This window comes from Cohaesibacter marisflavi, assembly GCF_900115225.1.
Classification (GTDB): Bacteria; Pseudomonadota; Alphaproteobacteria; order Rhizobiales; family Cohaesibacteraceae; genus Cohaesibacter; species Cohaesibacter marisflavi.
The window spans coordinates 154391-174116 of the sequence record NZ_FOVR01000009.1; the positions used below are offsets into that span (position 1 = coordinate 154391).

General features: G+C 56.4%; 18 protein-coding genes. 10 read left to right on the forward strand and 8 right to left on the reverse strand.

Annotated elements, in window-relative coordinates; translation table 11 throughout:
• Nucleotides 1–50: 50 nt before the first annotated feature.
• Nucleotides 51–395, forward strand: coding sequence for a zinc ribbon domain-containing protein YjdM (locus BM258_RS16240; RefSeq protein ID WP_090074051.1), 345 nt, complete (start codon nucleotides 51–53; stop codon nucleotides 393–395).
• A gap of 89 nt (nucleotides 396–484) precedes the next feature.
• Here the strand turns inward: BM258_RS16240 and BM258_RS16245 are convergent, their stop codons facing one another.
• The 4 genes from BM258_RS16245 to BM258_RS16260 form a co-directional block, all read right to left on the reverse strand.
• Complete coding sequence (locus tag BM258_RS16245) at nucleotides 485–1336, reverse strand: enoyl-ACP reductase FabI (RefSeq protein ID WP_139229297.1); 852 nt, start codon at nucleotides 1334–1336, stop codon at nucleotides 485–487.
• 621 nt (nucleotides 1337–1957) lie between these two features.
• Nucleotides 1958–3154 (reverse strand): enoyl-ACP reductase FabV, encoded by a 1197-nt coding sequence (gene fabV / locus BM258_RS16250; protein ID WP_090074056.1) that lies wholly within the window; start codon nucleotides 3152–3154, stop codon nucleotides 1958–1960.
• Nucleotides 3155–3364: 210 nt separating this feature from the next.
• A complete protein-coding gene (locus BM258_RS16255; protein WP_090074057.1) occupies nucleotides 3365–4072 on the reverse strand; it encodes a GntR family transcriptional regulator in 708 nt (235 codons plus the stop codon).
• A complete protein-coding gene (locus BM258_RS16260) occupies nucleotides 4069–5445 on the reverse strand; it encodes a formimidoylglutamate deiminase (protein WP_090074059.1) in 1377 nt (458 codons plus the stop codon). The genes BM258_RS16255 and BM258_RS16260 overlap by 4 nt, the downstream gene beginning before the upstream one ends.
• Nucleotides 5446–5537: 92 nt before the next feature.
• Between BM258_RS16260 and hutI the strand changes: the two genes are divergently transcribed.
• From hutI to BM258_RS16305, 9 genes are all read left to right on the forward strand, one after another.
• A complete protein-coding gene (hutI, locus tag BM258_RS16265) occupies nucleotides 5538–6788 on the forward strand; it encodes an imidazolonepropionase (protein ID WP_090074061.1) in 1251 nt (416 codons plus the stop codon).
• Nucleotides 6789–6792: 4 nt separating this feature from the next.
• Nucleotides 6793–8349 (forward strand): histidine ammonia-lyase, encoded by a 1557-nt coding sequence (hutH, locus tag BM258_RS16270; RefSeq protein ID WP_090074063.1) that lies wholly within the window; start codon nucleotides 6793–6795, stop codon nucleotides 8347–8349.
• Nucleotides 8336–9145, forward strand: coding sequence for an N-formylglutamate deformylase (hutG, locus tag BM258_RS16275; RefSeq protein WP_090074064.1), 810 nt, complete (start codon nucleotides 8336–8338; stop codon nucleotides 9143–9145). The genes hutH and hutG overlap by 14 nt, the downstream gene beginning before the upstream one ends.
• A 17-nt stretch (nucleotides 9146–9162) precedes the next feature.
• Nucleotides 9163–10839 carry a urocanate hydratase gene (hutU, locus tag BM258_RS16280; protein WP_090074066.1) on the forward strand — a complete coding sequence of 559 codons (1677 nt, stop codon included), beginning with the start codon at nucleotides 9163–9165 and terminating at the stop codon, nucleotides 10837–10839.
• A 56-nt stretch (nucleotides 10840–10895) separates the two neighbouring features.
• Nucleotides 10896–11714, forward strand: coding sequence for a transporter substrate-binding domain-containing protein (locus BM258_RS16285; protein WP_090074068.1), 819 nt, complete (start codon nucleotides 10896–10898; stop codon nucleotides 11712–11714).
• 192 nt (nucleotides 11715–11906) lie between these two features.
• Nucleotides 11907–12560 (forward strand): amino acid ABC transporter permease, encoded by a 654-nt coding sequence (locus BM258_RS16290; RefSeq protein WP_090074070.1) that lies wholly within the window; start codon nucleotides 11907–11909, stop codon nucleotides 12558–12560.
• Between the two features lie 9 nt (nucleotides 12561–12569).
• A complete protein-coding gene (locus BM258_RS16295) occupies nucleotides 12570–13229 on the forward strand; it encodes an amino acid ABC transporter permease (protein ID WP_090074072.1) in 660 nt (219 codons plus the stop codon).
• 31 nt (nucleotides 13230–13260) lie between these two features.
• Entirely contained in the window at nucleotides 13261–14073 is an 813-nt protein-coding gene (locus BM258_RS16300) for an amino acid ABC transporter ATP-binding protein (protein ID WP_280141778.1), read from the forward strand.
• 250 nt (nucleotides 14074–14323) lie between these two features.
• A complete protein-coding gene (locus BM258_RS16305; RefSeq protein ID WP_090074073.1) occupies nucleotides 14324–16003 on the forward strand; it encodes an amidohydrolase in 1680 nt (559 codons plus the stop codon).
• A gap of 66 nt (nucleotides 16004–16069) precedes the next feature.
• Here the strand turns inward: BM258_RS16305 and BM258_RS16310 are convergent, their stop codons facing one another.
• From BM258_RS16310 to BM258_RS16325, 4 genes are all read right to left on the reverse strand, one after another.
• A complete protein-coding gene (locus BM258_RS16310) occupies nucleotides 16070–16495 on the reverse strand; it encodes a universal stress protein (protein ID WP_175528117.1) in 426 nt (141 codons plus the stop codon).
• A 46-nt stretch (nucleotides 16496–16541) separates the two neighbouring features.
• Nucleotides 16542–17837, reverse strand: a complete 1296-nt coding sequence (locus BM258_RS16315; protein WP_090074077.1) for a TRAP transporter large permease — start codon at nucleotides 17835–17837, stop codon at nucleotides 16542–16544.
• Nucleotides 17834–18361, reverse strand: a complete 528-nt coding sequence (locus BM258_RS16320; RefSeq protein ID WP_090074078.1) for a TRAP transporter small permease subunit — start codon at nucleotides 18359–18361, stop codon at nucleotides 17834–17836. The genes BM258_RS16315 and BM258_RS16320 overlap by 4 nt, the downstream gene beginning before the upstream one ends.
• A gap of 93 nt (nucleotides 18362–18454) precedes the next feature.
• On the reverse strand, nucleotides 18455–19426 hold the full coding sequence (locus tag BM258_RS16325; protein WP_090074080.1) for a TRAP transporter substrate-binding protein: 972 nt from the start codon (nucleotides 19424–19426) through the stop codon (nucleotides 18455–18457).
• Nucleotides 19427–19726 lie beyond the last annotated feature (300 nt).

A 19726-nucleotide genomic window follows, 5' to 3' on the forward strand; every position in this document is an offset into this window, starting at 1 on the left:
AGACACCAACCAAGCCCCTGCCCTATGGGCAAAGAGAGATAGGACCCGCCATGAGCGAACTACCACCCTGCCCGCAATGCGGCAGCACCTACACTTACGAAGACGGCGCCCTGCTGATCTGCCCTGAATGCGCCCACGAGTGGTCGCTCACACAGGCGACAGAAGAAGATGGCGAAGAGATTGTTCGGGACGCAAACGGCACCCCGCTTGCCGATGGCGACACCGTCACTGTCATCAAGGATCTCAAGATCAAGGGCACCAACGATGTCGTCAAGGTCGGCACCAAGGTGAAGAATATTCGCGTCGTTGGCGGCGACCATGACATCGATTGCCGCATTCCGGGCATTGGCCCAATGGGGCTGAAATCGGAATTCATCAAGAAGGTGAATGAGTAAGCAAACAAGGCCTCCGAATGGAGGCCTTTTTCATATCCCGACTGAGCGTTATCGGCGCGGATCAAACCAGATACACACGACTGGGTGCATCAGAGCATCATGGAATGGTTGAGACCGCCATTCACATAGATCACCTCTCCGGTCATCCCGCCCGAAGCATCGCTCAGCAGAAATTCCACGCTACCCGCAATCTCTTCAGTGGTCACCGGACGCCGCAGGAAGGACCGGCGGCTCAAGATGGAATGCACCTTGCTGAAATCAGGCAACACGCGCGAGGCTGGCGTGCGCAGCGAACCGGCAGAAACGATATTGGCGCGAATGCCGCGATCTCCGAGCTCACAGGCAAGAATACGGTTGGTCTGTTCAAGCGCAGCCTTGGCCACCCCGATCGCATCATAGCCGGGAATAACCTTCTCCCCACCGAGGAAAGACAACCCGACAATCGACTTGATATTGGGATTCCGCTTGAGCGCTTCATCGATCACGGCGATGTAGGAATAGCAGCTATCGCTCATCGTCTGCAAAAATTCATCGCGGCTGGTGCCAAGCAGACCCTTGGTCGTCGTCACATTCGACTTGGCGATGCAATAGACAAGACCGGTCACATCATTGAGATCATCCAGATCATCAAAAGATCTCTGATAATCGAGCTCACGCACCTCGTGACGCTGAGAAATATGCATGAACTTGTCTTTGCGACGCGTTGTCACCACGGTATTCCAACCATGGTCAGCCAGATGTTCAGCAATACCGAAGCCGATGGAACGCCGCGAGCTCACACCCACGATCATGGCCTTGCCGGCAGGAGCCACAGCCTTTTCCTCGCGCACGTCCTGTCTCGGAGCCTCATTATCGGGCACCGGAGCCAAAAAATTCCGTTTGTCGAGAAATGCACTATATTTCAGGACTTGTCCTTGCCAACCCATCGCCAATCGATCCACTTCTTCATCCTGAACGGATGGTCCCAAGACACCGGAGACAATACGCCTTCATCAAAAGGTCACGGATGAATGCGTCAAAACTCCAATTGATTCAAAACTCAACAAGCGCCTCAAGTCTTCAAGACCCGAAAGGCCGCCTTAGATACCACGCGTTCCAAACTTCAATATGACAAAATGACGGCACAGTGTGGATTTGTGACAGGGCTGTCCAAGATCCACATCCACCTACAACTCCCGGCAAGATCTGCTTCAATCTTACCGACGCGGAGCAATCAAAATGTTCGCTGAACATGTTAGTTAAATATATGGGACAAATCGTGAAATGCCAACAGAGGCGCCCGGGCAGGAGTGAACATCAAGACACCCAAAAGCGTCATCAAGAGCAACCCCACACAAAATCCAAGAAAATCAAACAAGTTATTGTAAATATTGAACTTTCAAGAAATTCTGGAGCAAAAAACCGCTTACCTTGACCTTGCGAGACGGTCGAACATTACCATTTCCAACACAATTTGAAACAATATGTGATTACCCTGAGAGGGCATTTTCAACCCTCAAAAGGCGTGAAGGGCTGGCAAGCCAGAATCAAACAGGGACGCCGCCGCGAAACCCGCCAGCTCCCTATTCCATCCTGTAGCGGTCAAGATCCACATCCGCCTCATAGTCGACGCTCTCCAGTCCGAAGCCGTTGAGCTTCATGAAGTCGCCCTTGTAGCCTTCATAATCACCGATGGAGCGGAAGGTCTCAGGTGTCATCTTGTCCAGAAGCGCGGCAACCTTCTCCTGCACATCGGCGCGCTGCTCCCTGTCGTCAATTCGCACCAACCGCTCGGCATCAACCGGAATGGTGCCATCCGCGCGGTAGAGTGTGTCCGCATAAAGCCGCTGCATCTGCTCGATGCAGCCTTCATGCAGTCCCATTTCCTTCATCACGCGAAACAGCGCCAGCAGATAGGGCGACAGACCTGGAATAAACACACTGGCCTTTGTCACCAGAGCCTTGCAGACAACCACATGGGCCTGACCCTTTTGCGCCTTCAGCGCCGCATCAATCCGGTCTGCGGTTTGATGCAGATCAGCCTTGGCCCGCCCGAGCGTGCCATGATGGTAGATGTCGTAAGTGCGTTCCGGCCCGATATAGGAAAAGGCCAGCGTTTCAAAGCCTTCCGCGAGCAGACCTTCGCCTTTCAGAAACGATATCCAGCTTTGCCAGTCCTCGCCACCCATCACCTTGACGGTATCCTTGATCTCCTGATCTGTCGCAGGTTCCAGACATTGCTCTTCCAGAAAATCCTTTTCCAGATTGATGGTATAGCCGCGCGTCGCAGTTCCTATCGGCTTGATGGTGGAACGCACGAGTTCACCCGTTTCCGGATCGGGCCTTGCTCCGGTGGCCAGAGAATAAACCACCAGATCCACCGATCCGCCAAATTCATTGCGAATATAGTCAGCGACTTTCGCCCGCATGTCCGGAGCAAAGGCGTCGCCAACAAAATTGCGCGCGATCAGCCCTTCCTTGCGGGCCATGTGACTGAAATGAATGAGATTATACCAGCCGGCCGAGCCGACGCCCTTGTCCGAAGGCCCGCGCTCGAAGGCGACACCGATGGTATCGGCCCGTGCTCCGCCAAAGGCCAATGAGATCCGCGAGGCAAGCCCGAAGCCCGAAGACGCCCCCAACACCAGAACCTTGCGTGGCCCTTTGGCAATTTGCGGGGCGCGGCTCACATATGCAATCTGTTCAGCAACCGCCTGGCCACAGCCAACCGGGTGGCAGGATTTGGCAACCTGCCCCTTGATAACGGGATGAATAATCATGATAGTCCAAGCAGCAATGCGTGATCAAAAACAGGGGCTCATCCATCTTGGGCCCGACACAAGCAAAATAGCGCAACCAAGCAACTGAAAAAAGTGGCCACACTTAACCAAAAGACCCCTGTTAAAAAACAGAGGCCCACGATCCGGTGCATTCGCTCCTGAGAGCCCGAATAGATGCCAGAAGCAAGATAGAGGCAAGGAAGATGCAGCCTAGAAGCTGGTGCGCATCCGGTAGCCGGGATGATAAACCAGCCGCACATGGGTGATCGGTTTTTCCGCAAACCATGTATTGCGCTCGGTTGCAAACAAGGCGCCGCCGATAGGAATATCAAAGGCTCTGGCCAGCTTGGCATCGGCCGAAACGGCAAAGAAACTCGCATCGCCACCCGAATAAGGCGCATTCTGAACGAGCCATTCGTTTGCCGTCACCTTTTCCAGATCGGCAGCCTCGAAATCAGGAACCGCATCAAGGCTGGTATAGCGTTCTTCATAGATAAAGGGCTGATTGTCGTAAAAATGCACAGTCTCGGTGTAAAGAAGCGGCGTATCATCACCGACACGGAAGGCCCCAGCCAAAAAGGCAGGCAGGGAACGATTTTCACGGATCAGCAGATTCTGCCGATAGAATGCACCCTTGGCCTCGACTTCCTCGCGAATGATCGGAATGGTCAGGATTGCCTTGTGTGGCGGATTGACGGCAACCCGAGTGCCCGCCTTGCGCTTGCGCGTCACGATGCCTGATGTCGCCAGCTCTCGAAGGGCACGGTTGACCGTCGTTCTGGCGCAGTGAAATTCCTCGGCCAGCTCTGACTCATTGGGAATTATCTCACCGGGCTGCCAAATTCGCTCATTGATCCGCCGAAGCACTTCTTCTCTGATCTGGGTCCAACTGGTACCCTCTTTTGTCTTCTCGCTCAAAATTCCTGCCTCAGCCGTCTCATTACCTGGATATAGCGTGCGCGAATCTCTTCTCCCCTCGTGTGTTTTCCATCTATAACCAAATGCCGCCCCGCAGACCAGACATCTGTTATCAAACGATCATCGCCAGCAAAAATCCAGCTATCCAGAATTTCGTCCCCCGCGCAGCCATCCAGCATCACAGATGATGCATCAAGCGCCAGCAGGTCTGCATAGTGCCCCTCGGCAAGCGCTCCGGCAGCACGACCAGCAGCCTGAGCCCCACCGGTTACGGCCGCATCAAACAGCACCCGCCCTGTGGAGCGCTCCGCTGTGGCAACACTCGCCCGGCAACGATCACGCAAACGCTGCGAATATTCCAGCGTTCTCAATTCTTCAGACAGGGAAATGCGGATGTTGGAATCCGACCCGAGCCCCAGCTTGCCGCCCTTGGCCAGATAGCGCACCCCATTGAAGATACCATCCCCAAGGCTGGATTCAGTCATCGGGCAAAGTCCGGCAACAGCACCGGTTGCCGCAAGCGCGTCAGTCTCGTCGTCGCTCATCTGCGTGCAATGGATAAGACACCAGTTCGACGCCACATCATGGGTATCAAGCAGCCAGTCGACGGGCCGTTTGCCCCAGGCAGCTTCCACTTCTTCCACTTCCTTGACCTGCTCGGCCAAATGCATATGCAACGGGCGCTCTCCTACCAAGGCCACACAAGAGGCCAGAGCATCGGGCGAAACAGCCCGCAGAGAATGGGGTGCAACGCCAATGAGGCTATCGCCCCCAAGATGCGCCACAGCCTTTGACGCTCCTTCATGCAGTCGTGCAAAGCGCTCGAAATCATTGCCAAACCGGATCTGCCCAGCCCCGAGAGGCCGCTGATCACAGCCGCCATATTGATAAAGCACAGGCAGCAGCGTCAATCCGATGCCGGATGTCTCGGCGGCAGAAACCACCCGCTCGGACAGTTCGGCCAGATTGTCATAGGGCGTCCCGTCCGCTTGATGATGCACATAATGGAATTCGGTGTTGCAGGCATAGCCCGCTTCCAGCATTTCCATCTGCACAAAGCTCGTAATGGCTTCAATGTCGTCGGGCGTCAGAATATCAAGGAAGCGATACATGATCTGGCGCCAGGTCCAGAAGGTATCGAGCGGTTCGGGCCCGCGTTTCTCGCTCATGCCGGCCATGGCGCGTTGGAAGGCATGGCTATGCAGATTGGTCGGCGCAGGCAACAGAATATCCACTCTGCTCTCAGCCTCGCTTGCGCGCGCGGCATCAACATCGCTCTCGATCTGTGCTATCTTGCCATCCGCGCCAATCGACACAAGAGCATCATTCTGCCAGCCATTCGGCAGCAACGCCTTTTCTGCATAAATTTTCATCACTTACTATTCTCCAACGCGATCGTGATCAGTTTTGCCGATAATAGCGGCATTAATTCGAGAGTCTCGTTGACAGCCTCATTATTATGTGCATGTATATTCACATAAATCGCAACATAATCAAGCACGGATTGCAATCAGTGACGCGACTTTTGATAAAAAACGCCACCTTGGCAACAATGGTAACAGGCGCGGAGCCCTATGGCCTCATCCCCGATGGAGCGCTCGCCATAGAGAACGAGACAATCGCCTATTGCGGCCCGCTTGCCACTCTTCCAGAAGACATGAAGGACTGGCCGAGCCGCGACGTAGATGGCGCATTGGTCACACCCGCTCTGGTCGATTGCCACACGCACATTGTTTTTGGGGGCAATCGTGCGCGCGAATTTGAAATGCGTCTTGAAGGAGCCACCTATGAAGAGATTGCCCGTGCAGGTGGCGGCATTGTTTCCACGGTAACAGCCACCCGCGCAGCCAGCGAAGACGACCTGCTTGCCAGCGCCCTGCCCCGCGTTGATACCTTGATCGCAGAAGGCGTCACCACCCTTGAAATCAAATCCGGTTATGGCCTCGATATCGAGAGCGAACTAAAAATGCTGCGCGTTGCCAAGCGGATCGCCAAGGAGCGTCCGGTCACCGTGCGCACCAGCTATCTTGGCGCCCATGCCGTACCGGCCGACTATAAAGGCAAGTCGGATCTCTATCTTGATGAGGTTTGTCTGCCAGCCCTCAAACAGGCCCATGAAGAGGGCCTTGTGGATGCGGTTGATGGCTTCTGTGAGGGCATTGCCTTCTCACCTGAGCAGATTGCTGGTGTATTTGCAGCGGCCAAGGCACTCGGCCTGCCGGTCAAACTCCATGCCGAACAGCTCTCCAATCTGGGTGGCGCAGCGCTTGCTGCCAAATTCGGCGCACTTTCCTCCGATCATCTGGAACATCTCGATGAAGCTGGCGTAAAAGCCATGGCCGAGGCCGATACGGTTGCCGTTTTGCTGCCCGGAGCCTTCTATACCCTGCGCGAAACCCAAAGCCCACCGGTTGACCTGTTGCGTAAGCATGGCGTCTCCATGGCCATCTCGACAGATTGCAATCCGGGCACATCGCCGCTCACATCCCTTCTGCTGACCATCAACATGGCCTGCACCCTTTTCCGCCTGACGCCAGAAGAAGCGCTCAGCGGTGTCACCCGCAACGCAGCCAAGGCCCTCGGCCTTGCCGATCGGGGCATGTTGCAAAAAGGCCTTCGTGCCGATATCGCCATCTGGAATGCCGCTCATCCGGCAGAGCTGGCCTATCGCATCGGCTTCAACCCGCTAGAAGATCGCATCTGGGGAGGTGCATAATAAAATGGCTACCGTTTCTCTCGTTCCCGGCGCCGTAACGCTCAAGGATCTTGAATCCATTTATCGTCAGAGTCACTCTGTCACCATTGACCGCAGCGCCAAACCAGCCATTGAAGAAGCCGCCAATCGCGTGCGCCTTGCTGCCCTTGGTGAAGAAGCCGTCTATGGCGTCAACACCGGCTTTGGCAAACTGGCCAGCGTCAAAATCGCACCGGAAGACACCGCCACCCTGCAGCGCAATCTCATTCTCTCCCATTGCTGCGGCGTGGGCGAAGAGATGGAACCGGCCACCGTGCGTCTCGTCATGACGCTGAAGCTGTTGTCTTTGGCCCGCGGCGCATCGGGCGTTCGATGGGAAATTCTCGAGCTGATCGAAAATTGCCTTGCAAAGGGCGTGACCCCCATCATCCCAAGCCAAGGGTCGGTTGGGGCTTCAGGCGACCTTGCCCCACTGGCGCACATGACCGCCGTGCTGATCGGCGAAGGCGAAGCCACCTATGAGGGCGCCCGCCTGTCTGGCGCGCAAGCCCTTGCCCAAGCGGGCCTTACACCAGTCACCCTTGGCCCCAAAGAAGGCCTCGGCCTCATTAACGGCACGCAGGTTTCCACCGCCTTTGCGCTGGTCGGACTGTTTGGCGCCCTGCGAATGGCCGAAGCCTGCCTCGTGACCGCCTCCCTGTCCACGGATGCCATCATGGGCTCCACAGCGCCCCTGCTACCGGAAATCCACGCGCTCCGTGGCCATCGCGGCCAGATCGAAGTGGCCAGCGCCATGCGCAAGCTGATGGAAGGCTCTGAAATCCGCGAAAGCCATCGCGATGGCGATGCCCGTGTGCAGGACCCCTATTGCATCCGCTGCCAGCCACAAGTGGCAGGCGCCTGCGTTGACCTTCTGCGCATGTCCGCCCAGACTTTGCAGATCGAAGCCAATGCCGCCACCGACAACCCGCTCGTGCTCATTGAGGCTGATCGCATCGTTTCGGGTGGCAACTTCCACGCCGAGCCGGTTGCCTTTGCCGCCGACCAGATCGCCCTTGCCATTTCCGAGATTGGTGCCATTGCCCAGAGGCGTATTGCGCTCATGGTAGACCCGGCCCTCTCCTTTGATCTTCCGCCCTTCCTTGCCAAGGATCCCGGCCTCAACTCAGGCCTGATGATTGCTGAAGTGACGACCGCTGCCCTGATGAGCGAGAACAAGCATCTGGCCAACCCCTGCTCGACGGACAGCACGCCCACAAGCGCCAATCAGGAAGACCATGTCTCCATGGCCGCTCATGGGGCCCGCCGCCTCAAGCGCATGACGGACAATCTTGCCAACATTCTGGGCGTGGAGCTGCTCTGTGCGGCCATGGGTGTGGAGCATCGCTTGCCACTCAAGACGAGCCCATGCCTGCAAACGGCCATTGCCCGCCTGAGAGACGACATTCCGAGCCTTGAGACCGACCGCTTCATGGCACCGGACCTCAAAGCCGCCTGCGCCCTGATCGCAGACCGCACCCTGCTTGATGCAATTTCCAAAGACTATCTGATTTCACTGGAGGCGCTCGATGCAGCCCTTTGACCTTACCGAAGGCACAAGCCCGATTATCCTGGCCTTCCCCCATGTGGGCACCTATCTGCCTGACGCGGTAGAAGAAAAGCTCAATGAAACGGGCAAGGTCCTTGCCGACACCGACTGGTTTGTCGACCGGCTCTATTCGGGTCTATTGGAAGGCGCAACCATGGTGCGCGCCAATTTCCATCGCTACGTGATCGACGCCAACCGCGCCCCGAGCGACGAGTCGCTTTATCCGGGCCAGAATACCACAGGCCTTTGCCCCATCACCGATTTTGACGGCAAGCCGATCTACAAGGATGGCATGGAGCCCGACGCTGAAGAGATAGAAGCCCGCCGCCTTGCCTGGCACAAGCCCTATCATGATGCCCTTGCGGCCCAGATCGAGCGGGTCAAGGCCATTCATGGCTTCGCAATTCTCTATGATTGTCACTCGATCCGCTCCCATATTCCTTTCCTTTTTGAAGGCAAGCTGCCCGATTTCAACATCGGGACCAATGAGGGCAAAACCTGCTGCAAATGCGTTGAGAAGACCGTCGCCACCCACGCCATGGGCGCTGAGGGCTACACCGCCGCGCTCAATGGTCGCTTCAAGGGCGGCTGGACGACGCGCCATTATGGCGATCCGGACAACAAGGTCCATGTAATCCAGATGGAACTGGCACAGGATACCCATCTGGTCCGCGAAGAGCCCCCGTTTGACTATGATGACAAAAAGGCCGAAGCGCTGCGCGTGCATTTGAAGGCGATCCTGACCGATCTGGCCGCACTCGCACCCCACCTTTCCGGCAAAGAACAATAAGACTTGAGGAGACAGCAATGGTTGACAGCCGCCACAACGAACGTGATGTTTTCCCGCCGACCGGCCCGGAACTGAACGCCAAATCCTGGCTCACCGAAGCGCCCCTGCGCATGCTCATGAACAACCTGCATCCGGATGTGGCCGAACGCCCGCACGAACTGGTTGTCTATGGTGGCATCGGTCGCGCCGCCCGCACCTGGCAGGATTTCGACAAGATTACACAAACCCTCAAGACGCTGGAAGACAACGAGACCCTATTGGTCCAGTCTGGCAAGCCGGTTGGTGTGTTCCGCACCCACAAGGATGCGCCGCGGGTTCTCATCGCCAACTCCAACATTGTGCCCCACTGGGCCAACTGGGACCATTTCAACGAGCTCGATAAAAAGGGCCTTATGATGTATGGCCAGATGACCGCTGGCTCGTGGATCTATATCGGCGCACAGGGCATCGTGCAGGGCACCTATGAAACCTTCGCCGAAGCAGGCCGTCAGCATTATGAAGGCGACCTGAAGGGCAAATGGATTCTGACCGGTGGTCTTGGCGGCATGGGTGGCGCCCAGCCACTGGCAGCCGTCATGGCAGGCGCCTGTTGCCTTGCCGTTGAATGCGACGAGAGCCGCATCGATTTCCGCATGCGCACCCGCTATGTGGACGAAAAGGCCCACACCCTCGACGAAGCTCTGGAGATGATCAAGAAATGGACCGCCGCAGGCGAAGCCAAATCGGTCGGCCTCGTAGGCAACGCCGCTGACATCTTCCCCGAGTTGGTCGCACGCGGCGTCAAACCGGACATCGTCACCGACCAGACCTCTGCCCATGACCCTGTTCATGGCTATCTGCCCAAGGGCTGGAGCGTTGCCGAATGGCGCGCCAAGCAGGAAACCGAGCCCAAAGTGGTCGAAAAAGCGGCCCGCGCTTCCATGCGAGATCATGTCGAAGCCATGGTTGCCTTTTCCGACATGGGCATCCCGACCTTGGACTACGGCAACAATATCCGTCAGATGGCACTGGAAGAAGGCTTAGAGAATGCCTTTGCCTTCCCAGGCTTCGTGCCCGCCTATATTCGTCCGCTCTTTTGCCGTGGCGTGGGCCCCTTCCGCTGGGCAGCCCTCTCCGGCGATCCAGAAGATATCTACAAGACCGACGCCAAGGTGAAGGAACTCATCCCCGATGATCCGCATCTGCACAACTGGCTCGATATGGCCCGTGAGCGAATCGCCTTCCAGGGCCTTCCTTCCCGCATTTGCTGGGTTGGCCTTGGCCAGCGCCATCGTCTCGGCCTTGCCTTTAACGAAATGGTGCGCAATGGCGAGCTGAAAGCGCCGATCGTCATCGGCCGCGACCATCTGGACAGTGGCTCGGTTGCTTCGCCAAACCGCGAAACCGAAGCCATGAAAGATGGTTCGGATGCCGTTTCCGACTGGCCGCTACTCAACGCTCTGCTCAACACAGCCTCGGGCGCCACATGGGTGTCGCTGCATCATGGCGGCGGCGTCGGCATGGGCTTCTCCCAGCATGCGGGCATGGTCATTTGTTGCGATGGCACAAAAGATGCAGACGAACGCCTGGAACGCGTGCTATGGAACGATCCTGCAACCGGTGTGATGCGTCATGCCGATGCGGGCTATGAAATCGCTGTGGAATGCGCTAAGGAACACAAGTTGAATCTTCCGGGCATCCTTTCAGACGAATAATATAATAACGAAAACAATACCCTCCAACCTTCCAGAAATTTAGGAGTACAGCTACAATGAAAAAGACAATCCTCAGCTTTGTTGCTGCTGCAACCATCGGTCTGAGCTTTGCCAGTGCGGCACAGGCCGACCTTTTGTCCGACATCAAGGCAAAAGGCGAAATCGTAGCCGCAACCGAGATGCACTACGCGCCATTCGACCTTCTCAAGGATGGTGAATATGTAGGTATCGACCGTGATCTGTTTGACGAAATTGCCAAAGATCTGGGCGTCAAGGCCAAATATCTCGACCTGCCATGGAACTCCATTCTGCCGGGTCTGGAAGCAGGCAAATTCGACTTCGTCGTTGCCCCGGTCACCATCACCGCAGAACGCATGAAGCGCTACAACTTCACCCTGCCTATTGGCAACGCCACCGTTGCTTTGGCCAAGAAGGCTGGCGACACGTCCATCTCCAAGCCTGAAGACATTTCTGGCAAGGTCGTCGGCACCCAGAAGGGTACCGCTCAGCTCGAACAGCTCAAGGCTTTTTCCGAATCGCTGGCAACGCCAGCTGAGATCCGTGAATACACAAACGTCGACGAAGCGCTCGCTGACATGGCAGCAGGCCGCATCTCCGGCGTTGCCAACTCCCTGCCTCTGATGGGGTATGCCGCAGTACAGCGCCCAGGCCTGTTCGAACTCGTCATGCCTCCATTCGGCGATCCGAAATTCTTCGGCTGGGTCGCAACGGGTGACGAAAACAGCAAAAGCCTGATTGAGGCAATCAACGCCAGCCTTCTCAAAATGCATGAAGACGGTCGCCTGAAAGCCATCAACGAAAAATGGCTCGGCAGCAATCCGGACCTTCCGACAACCATGCCGGACGTAAAATAATGAAAACAGCGCCCGGCAGGTCACCTTGCCGGGCGTATGCTTTTCATTAGATTGCCAATACAGCCAAGCGAGTCATGCCTTTATGCCTCGCCCTTTCTGTTTAACAATCATATAAGTCTTCTCTACGACAGATCAGCCCGCCTCATGACACTTGACCGGGGGAAGTGGCTCATCGAGCGGAGATTGCGATCAATGAATTTTTCCTTTGATACGATCTGGCACAATCTGCCCTATCTGCTGGCAGCTGCGCGCTGGACCATCCTTATTTCGGTCAGCGGCATGGCGATTAGCCTTGTGTGGGGCACAGCCCTGTGCGCGACCCGGCTTTCGGCCAACCCCTTTTTACGTGGAGCCGCCGTCCTCTATATCAGTTTCTTCCGTGGCGTACCGCTGCTTGTCCAGTTGCTGCTATTCTATTACGCCTTGCCTTATGTCGGCCTGGACCTTCCGGCCGTTCAGGCTGCCATTCTGGCAACGGGCCTATGTTCGGCGGCCTATACCGCTGAAATCCTGCGCGGTGCCTTGCAGAGCATCCCCAGCGGACAAACGGAAGCTGCCTATGCGCTGGGCATTCCGTCTTTTTCGCTCTGGCGTCGCATTCTGGTGCCGCAGGCGGTGCGCATCGGTATGCCTTCCCTTGTCAACGAGCTGATCCTTCTGGTCAAGGTTTCCTCTCTGGCATCCGTTGTCGGCATCGGCGAACTCACGCGCATCTCGCAGAATATCACCGGTGAGACCTATCGCCCGCTGGAAATCTACATCACCGCTGCTGTCATTTACTTCGCGATCAACTGGGTTCTGTCCATCAGTGGCCGACTGATCGAAAAGAAACTACAGATCGGATAGGAGCGCGTCATGGAAACAGAACTTTTTGTCCGTTACGGACCCGCCCTGCTCTACGGTTTCGGCATCACCATCCTGTGCTGGTTGGCAGGCTCCATTGGTGGCGTGATCGTCGGCTTCATTTTGGCCTGCCTCAACCGCTGGGGCCCGCATGCGCTCAGTTGGGTGATCTATGTCTATGTTGAGATCATTCGCGGCACGCCTTTCATGATCCAGCTGTTCATCCTCTATTATGGCGGCCCCTATATCGGTCTGGTGCTCTCGCCGGTGCAGGCTGGCATTACAAGCTTTGTGGTCTATGGCAGCCCCTATTTTGCCGAGATCTTCCGCTCTGGCTTTAACGCCATTCCCAAGGGCCAGATCGAGGCGGCCCGCTGCGTCGGCATGCCTGAAACCCGCATCCTGTGGCGGATCATCCTGCCGCAAATGCTGGTGCCGATCACCGCACCACTCACCAACTTCTTCATCATCCTGACCAAGGAAACCGCTATTCTTTCCGTCGTCACCGTGCCGGAACTGCTGTTCCAGACCCAGACAATGGCTGCGGAAACCTTCACCTTTGTCGAGCCGTTCCTCGCGCTGTCCCTGTTCTACTGGCTGATGGTGCTGGTAACCGGCTGGATTGGCGCCAAGGTGGAACAGCGCGTTACCCGCCACCTGAAACGGGCCTGACAAGATGAACGCACAAGCAAGTGAGACCAAGATGTCGAAAGAACAGATGACCACCACCGCTGACGATGCGATCATCACAGTCCGCAATCTCAGCAAATATTTTGACGATTTCGAAGCCCTGCGCGACATCACGCTGGATGTCAAACGCTCCGAAGTGCTCTGCCTCATTGGCCCGTCCGGCTCCGGCAAGAGCACGCTGCTGCGCTGCCTCAACTTTCTTGAGCAATATGACGGCGGCGAAGTGCATCTGGATGGCGAACTGATCGGCTGGCAGGATATCAGCCACAATCCGCGCAAGCCGCTTTCCGGTGAAGCCCTGCGCAAACAGCGCCAACATATCGGCATGGTGTTCCAGCATTTCCATCTCTGGCCGCATATGAGCGCACTGGACAATGTCGCCGAAGCCCTGACAAGCGTAAAGAAGTTATCCAAAAAGAAAGCCAAGGAAGCTGCCATGGCAGCGCTCACCAAGGTGCATCTGGAAGACAAGGCAGAGAATTACCCGGCGAACCTCTCGGGAGGTCAACAGCAGCGTGTCGCTATCGCCCGCGCCATTGCCATGGAACCGCAGGTGATGCTGTTTGACGAACCCACGTCGGCGCTCGACCCGGAACTGGTGGGCGAAGTGCTCTCGGTGATGAAGGATCTGGCGGCCGAAGGCATGACCATGGTCGTGGTTACCCACGAAATGGGCTTTGCCGCCCATGTGGCCGACCGCGTCGCCTTCCTTGATAGCGGACGACTGGTCACCTGCGTTCCGCCTGAAGAAATGTTCGGGCGCGAGCCGGACGACGCCCGCGTGCGTTCCTTCCTGCAGACCTATCGCGAGCGCAACGTGGTTTAGGCTTTGCGCTTAATCTTGCTTGAAAAATGGCCGCTTTCTCTCCAGGAAGGCGGCCTTTGTCTTTTAAAGAGGGCACCCAATCTATCCCACCGGTGGAAAGACGCATGCCTGAAGCGGAAAGACCCTAAAGGGGGCTGGAAATGGCGTGCCTGCCCTTTATGATGACTGGATAACACGACTAATTCATTGCCCCATTCCCTTGCCCTTTCACACTAGCAAGGCCCCCATTTCAAACCTTAAAGAGAGAACCATGGCAACCTCGTCTGCCCCATCCAGAGCCCACACGCCCATCGCTTCCCATACGACGCCCATTGCCGATATCATTCTGCATAACGGCCCCATCTGGCGTGGTTTTGAAGAAGGCACAACGCAAGCGCTGGCTCTTTGGCAAGGGCGGGTTCTGGCAACGGGCACACTGGATGAACTCTCCCCTTACAAGGGGGACCACACCCGCATAATCGATCTTGAGGGCAGGCTGGCCACACCGGGCTTTACCGATGCCCATCTGCATCCCACCTATTTGGGCGTGGTCATGGATTGGGTCGATATCACGCCGCAAAAGGCCCCAACCCTTGAAGCGTTGCTTTCTGCCGTCAAGGCGCGGGTAGAGCAGAGTGCGCCGGGCGACTGGGTCTTTGCCAGCGGCTATGACCAGACCAAGCTCGACGTCAAACGACACCCGACGCTTGCAGAACTGGACGCCATCGCGCCGAATAATCCGGTAATGCTGATCCGTACCTGCACACATGTGCAGATTGCCAACAGTCTGGCCATGAAGGCAGGCGGAATTGATGACAGCACACCTGACCCGGATGGCGGACAGATTGGCAAGGAAAATGGCAAACTGACCGGCTTTCTGGCCGAGAATGCCTCGGCACCGGTCTTTGATGCCGTGCCGCCACTCAGCAGAGACGCTGCCATTGATGCCATAGAACGAGCCGGGAATTACTGTCTCTCGGTCGGCATCACATCCGTGATGGATGCTGCCATCGGCATGAAGGCAGGCTTTGAGGAAATCGCTGCCTATAACGAGGCCAAGCGGACAGGTCGCCTGCCGGTGCGCACATGGATGGCGCTCAGAGCCACCCCCGCGCATGATAATATCGTGCCCCAATGCGAGGCCGTCGGCCTTGTCTCCGGCGTTGGCGACGACATGCTGATGGTCGGCTCTGTGAAGCTGTTTCTGGATGGCTCGATCGGCGGCGCAACAGCCTGGATGACCGAAGGATATCTAGCCGACAAGGACAATCACGGCCTGCAGATGATCCCCACCCAAGAGCTGGAAGCCATGGTGCTGGAGTATCATGAGAAGGGCTACCAGATTTGCGCCCACGCCATTGGCGATGGCGCCATCGAACAGCTCATCACCGCCTATGAAAAGGCACTCACCGCCTACCCCGATCCGGACCGGCGCCACCGCGTGGAGCATAGCGGCTTTCTGGCCCCTGACCACAATGAGCGCATGCAGAAGGCAGGCATCATCCCCTCGCCGCAACAGGTGTTTCTCTATGATTTCGGCGATGCCTACATCACCATGATCGGCAAGGAACGGGTCTATAGTTCCTATCCGCAGAAAACATGGACAGACATGGGCCTGAAACCACCTGCCGGCAGTGATAGCCCCGTCTGTGACCCTGCCCCGTGGACCAACCTTTATGCCATGCTAACCCGCAAGACGGGCGCAGGCACCCAGTTAGACCCGTCCGAATGCCTCTCGATTGAAGAAGCCCTGCAATCCTACACCGAATATGGGGCCTATTCGCAAAAGCAGGAACATGTGCGTGGCAAGCTGATGCCGGGTTATTTGGCCGACGTCGCCGTCTTCTCGCGCAATCTCCTGGAGGCAACGCCGGAAGAGATTCTCAATGACACGCTCTGCGACCTCACTATTCTAAATGGCAAGGTCTTCTATGAGCGCAAAGAGGGCTGATTGCAGCCCTCTTGTCACTCTTTCCCGCGACTCATCAAATCCTCTGCAAGTGAAGGAGCCCTGCTCCTAGCGCACGATCAACAGACTACAAGGCGCAAGATGGGCGAGTTGGGCCGTCACTGGCCCGGCAATACCCGTCATCGCGTCCGGCTGGCTGGCATTGACGATGAGATAGGATGGGGCCAACGTCTCGGCGAGCAGCAGGATCTGCTGATGAACGCCGCCCTTCAGGACATGCCGATAGACCAGCTCATCGGAGAGGCCAGCCTCCTTTACGAGCGCCACAAGCTCCATCTTGACGTGAGCGATGCTGTCCTTGACCACCTCTTCCACCAGAAAGGGCTTCACATAGTCATAAAAGCCATAGGCCAGCACATAGCAGACATGGATTTCGCCATTGACGCATTGCGCAAGCTTAGCTGCCTCCTTGAGGGCCTTGACCGCATTGGCCTGATGTTCAATGTCAATCGCAACGAGAATCTTGGGGTCCATGGGTCTCTCCGCAGGGTTCATCGCCACCTATCCAGAGGCCGATTGTCTATTTCAATACACTCGGCAACCAGAGCGCCAGATCCGGGAAGATCACCAGCAGCACCACAAACAGGCACATGACGAGGAAGCTCGGAACCGCTGCCCGCGCAATGACCCCGATATCGTGCCCCGTCATCCCTTGCAGCACAAACAGGTTGAACCCGATTGGCGGCGTTATCTGTGCCATCTCGACCACGATCATCAGATAGACTCCGAACCAGAGCATATCAAATCCGGCAGCCCGGACCATCGGCTCGATGACGGCCATTGTCAGAACAATGGACGAAATGCCGTCCAGAAAACAACCCAGCAAGATGTAGAAGACCGTCAGCGTCATGATCAGAGCCAGCGGCGATGGATCCCACGTGGAAATCACCTCGGCCAGCGCCTTGGGAATCCCGGTAAAGCCCATAGCCAGCGACAGGAAGCCCGACCCCATCAGAATGAACATGACCATCGTGGTGGTGCGCACCGCACCCAAGACGGACTCAACGAAAGTGTCCCGCGTCAATGTCTTCTGCAGGAAGGCGAGCACAAAAGACCCGAGCACCCCGAGCGCAGCCGCTTCGGTTGCCGTTGCGACGCCGCCATAAATAGAGCCGATCACTGCAACAATGAGCGCCACAACGGGCAGCAGCCCCAAAAAGGCTGAAAGCTTTTCGCTCCAGTTGGTCGATGGATCCATCTGCATCTTCTCGCCATGGCGTAGCCCCCAGAGGGCGATATAGCCCATGAAAAGCAGCGCCAGACACACACCGGGGATCATCGCCGCCATGAAGAGCTTGGCGATGCTCTCATTGACGGTCACCCCATAGATAATCATCGAAATGCTGGGTGGAATGAGCAGCCCGAGCGTGCCTGCCCCCGCGAGCGACCCGACGATCTGCCTTTCCGGATAGCCACGTTTGCGCAACTCCGGAATGGCCATTTTACCAACTGTGGCCACCGTGGCTGCAGAAGAGCCGGAGATAGCAGCAAAAATGGCAGAAGCCCCCACATTTACATGCAGCAATCCGCCGGGCATGCGCCGCATAAAGGGAGCGATGCCACGAAACAGGGTCTCGGACAGGTTTGTTCGATAGAGAATTTCACCCATCCAGATGAAAAGAGGCAAAGCCGTCAGGGTCCAGGAAGATTGGCTGCCCCAGACGGTCAACGCCAGCGCGTCCCCGATGGGTGCAGAGGTAAACAGATACATGCCCAACATCGCCGTGAGCAACAGCGATGCCCCCACCCAGACACTGGTGCCAAGCAGGAAAAACAGGGCGAACAGGAAAATCGAAATGGAAAGCGCTTCATTCATACTTCTTGCGGCCCCCCGGCCTCGCCCTGTTCAGGATCTATCGACTTGTAATCGAACAGAACGATCAGCAAGACATGAATGGTCGACAGCGCGAACAATATGGAGCCCAGCGCCACTGGCGTCTGCGGTATCCACAAAAGGATCGCATCGGCGCCTTCGCTGCGCTCACCATAGTCATAGGAATCAATCACCAGTCGCATCATGTAGAAGGCCAGAAAGCTGGCAACACCGGAGATAACCAGATGCGCCCAGATTTCCAAAGCCCGCCTCTTGGCCCCTTCCAGCCTCTGGGAGAGGATCGATACACGAATATGCCCCTGTGAGCGGAAGGTATAGGCCAGAGCCATGAAGCTGCTGGTTGCCATGGCATAGCCAGCCACATCAGATGCCCCACCGGCGAACCATCCAACAAGACGCGCCAGGATGCTATAAAGCACCAACAGACACAGCAGCACCAAGAGCGCCCCCGCAAGCCAGGCTCCCAAAAGATAGATGCGGTCCATAAACCGACTGATAGTAGTCATGCATTCGTCCCGAGGCTTGCGCCTCTCAATAAGACCGGATTACCTGCGAACAGATATGCATCGGGGAGGCACGAGGCCTCCCCGATATTTCGGTTACATTTCTTCGTAGGCTTTCAAAGCGGCAGCGCCTTCTTCTCCGGCGCGCTCAAGCCATTCAGCTTTCAGCTTTGCACCGGCATCTTCAAAGGCTTTCTTCATTTCAGGCGAAGCAGGAGCAACGGTCATGCCCTTTTCCTTGAACTGCTCAACATACCAGCTGTCCAGCTCTTCCGATTTTGCCCAGCACTTGGCTTCTGCATTGGCAGCTGCGTCTTTGACAACTGCTTTGACGCCATCATCCAACCGATCCCATGCACGGGTGTTGACGATGACCATGTTGCGCGGCAACCAGGCTTTCACATCATAATAGTAACTCACATGCTCCCAAAGCTTACGGTCATAGCCAGTCGCGCCAGAAGAAATCATGGCTTCTGCCACACCTGTTGCGAAAGCCTGAGACAGTTCGGCAGCTTCGATCTTGGTCGGCGCCATACCCAGATATTCGGCGATCTTGGATGTTGTCGGATTGTAAGCACGGAATTTCAGGCCTTCAACATCAGCAGGCACCTTGGCTTCCTTGATGGAATAGAAGCCCTGCGGCGGCCATGGGCAGGAATAAAGCAGCGTGACGCGTGACTTGGCCAGAGTTTCTTCTAGAGTTGGTTTGGTTGCCTTGTAAAGCTTCATGGCATCATCAAAAGAAGTTGCCAGAAACGGAATGGAATCCATTTCATAGATCGGGCTTTCATTGCCAAGCGCAGAAATCAGGCGCTCACCAATCGGCACCAAACCTTTACGCACGGCACCGAAAATTTCAGCCCCGCCAAACAAAGACCCTGACGGGTGGGTGGTGATTTCAAGCGCGCCATCACTCTTCTCGGCCACTTCCTTGGCAAATTCAGCAGCCATTTCGGAATGGAAGTTTGTGGCCGAATAAGCCAGAGCCATATCCCACTTTTCAGCATGGGAGAGCGATGTCGAGGCCGCAAGCGCTGCGACCGAGGCAAGGAGAAATTTGAGTTTCATTTGGTATTCCTCTGGATGGTGGTGCTTTTTAAAAATGAAAGATTGAACCGTAAGAAAAGGACGGCTCGGCAATCCTGTTATTTTTCCGACCTGTTATCCGATCGGTGAAAAATTTGCGATATCAGGGGCTTTCCCTGATTGGCGCAGGTGTCTGCTGGCTTAAAGTGTTAGAAAATGTGGAAAGCGTCAAGATCTATGAGGCTTATCCTGTTGGGCAGAAGCGCCAGCGCGATCAGCACGCCCCTTGTTCATGCTCCGCAATCCAGACCATCCTTGACCATACTGCATACTCCACTTGAC

Bases quoted from the DNA above. Each gene is read 5' to 3' on its own strand.
- hutG (WP_090074064.1), top strand. From the start codon at position 8,336: ATGCAGCCCTTTGACCTTACCGAAGGCACAAGCCCGATTATCCTGGCC.
- BM258_RS16300 (WP_280141778.1), top strand. From the start codon at position 13,261: ATGTCGAAAGAACAGATGACCACCACCGCTGACGATGCGATCATCACA.
- BM258_RS16320 (WP_090074078.1), bottom strand. From the start codon at position 18,361: ATGACTACTATCAGTCGGTTTATGGACCGCATCTATCTTTTGGGAGCC.
- BM258_RS16295 (WP_090074072.1), top strand. From the start codon at position 12,570: ATGGAAACAGAACTTTTTGTCCGTTACGGACCCGCCCTGCTCTACGGT.
- hutU (WP_090074066.1), top strand. From the start codon at position 9,163: ATGGTTGACAGCCGCCACAACGAACGTGATGTTTTCCCGCCGACCGGC.
- BM258_RS16310 (WP_175528117.1), bottom strand. From the start codon at position 16,495: ATGGACCCCAAGATTCTCGTTGCGATTGACATTGAACATCAGGCCAAT.
- BM258_RS16260 (WP_090074059.1), bottom strand. From the start codon at position 5,445: ATGAAAATTTATGCAGAAAAGGCGTTGCTGCCGAATGGCTGGCAGAAT.
- hutI (WP_090074061.1), top strand. From the start codon at position 5,538: ATGTATATTCACATAAATCGCAACATAATCAAGCACGGATTGCAATCA.
- hutH (WP_090074063.1), top strand. From the start codon at position 6,793: ATGGCTACCGTTTCTCTCGTTCCCGGCGCCGTAACGCTCAAGGATCTT.
- BM258_RS16240 (WP_090074051.1), top strand. From the start codon at position 51: ATGAGCGAACTACCACCCTGCCCGCAATGCGGCAGCACCTACACTTAC.
- BM258_RS16315 (WP_090074077.1), bottom strand. From the start codon at position 17,837: ATGAATGAAGCGCTTTCCATTTCGATTTTCCTGTTCGCCCTGTTTTTC.
- fabV (WP_090074056.1), bottom strand. From the start codon at position 3,154: ATGATTATTCATCCCGTTATCAAGGGGCAGGTTGCCAAATCCTGCCAC.
- BM258_RS16285 (WP_090074068.1), top strand. From the start codon at position 10,896: ATGAAAAAGACAATCCTCAGCTTTGTTGCTGCTGCAACCATCGGTCTG.
- BM258_RS16305 (WP_090074073.1), top strand. From the start codon at position 14,324: ATGGCAACCTCGTCTGCCCCATCCAGAGCCCACACGCCCATCGCTTCC.
- BM258_RS16290 (WP_090074070.1), top strand. From the start codon at position 11,907: ATGAATTTTTCCTTTGATACGATCTGGCACAATCTGCCCTATCTGCTG.
- BM258_RS16325 (WP_090074080.1), bottom strand. From the start codon at position 19,426: ATGAAACTCAAATTTCTCCTTGCCTCGGTCGCAGCGCTTGCGGCCTCG.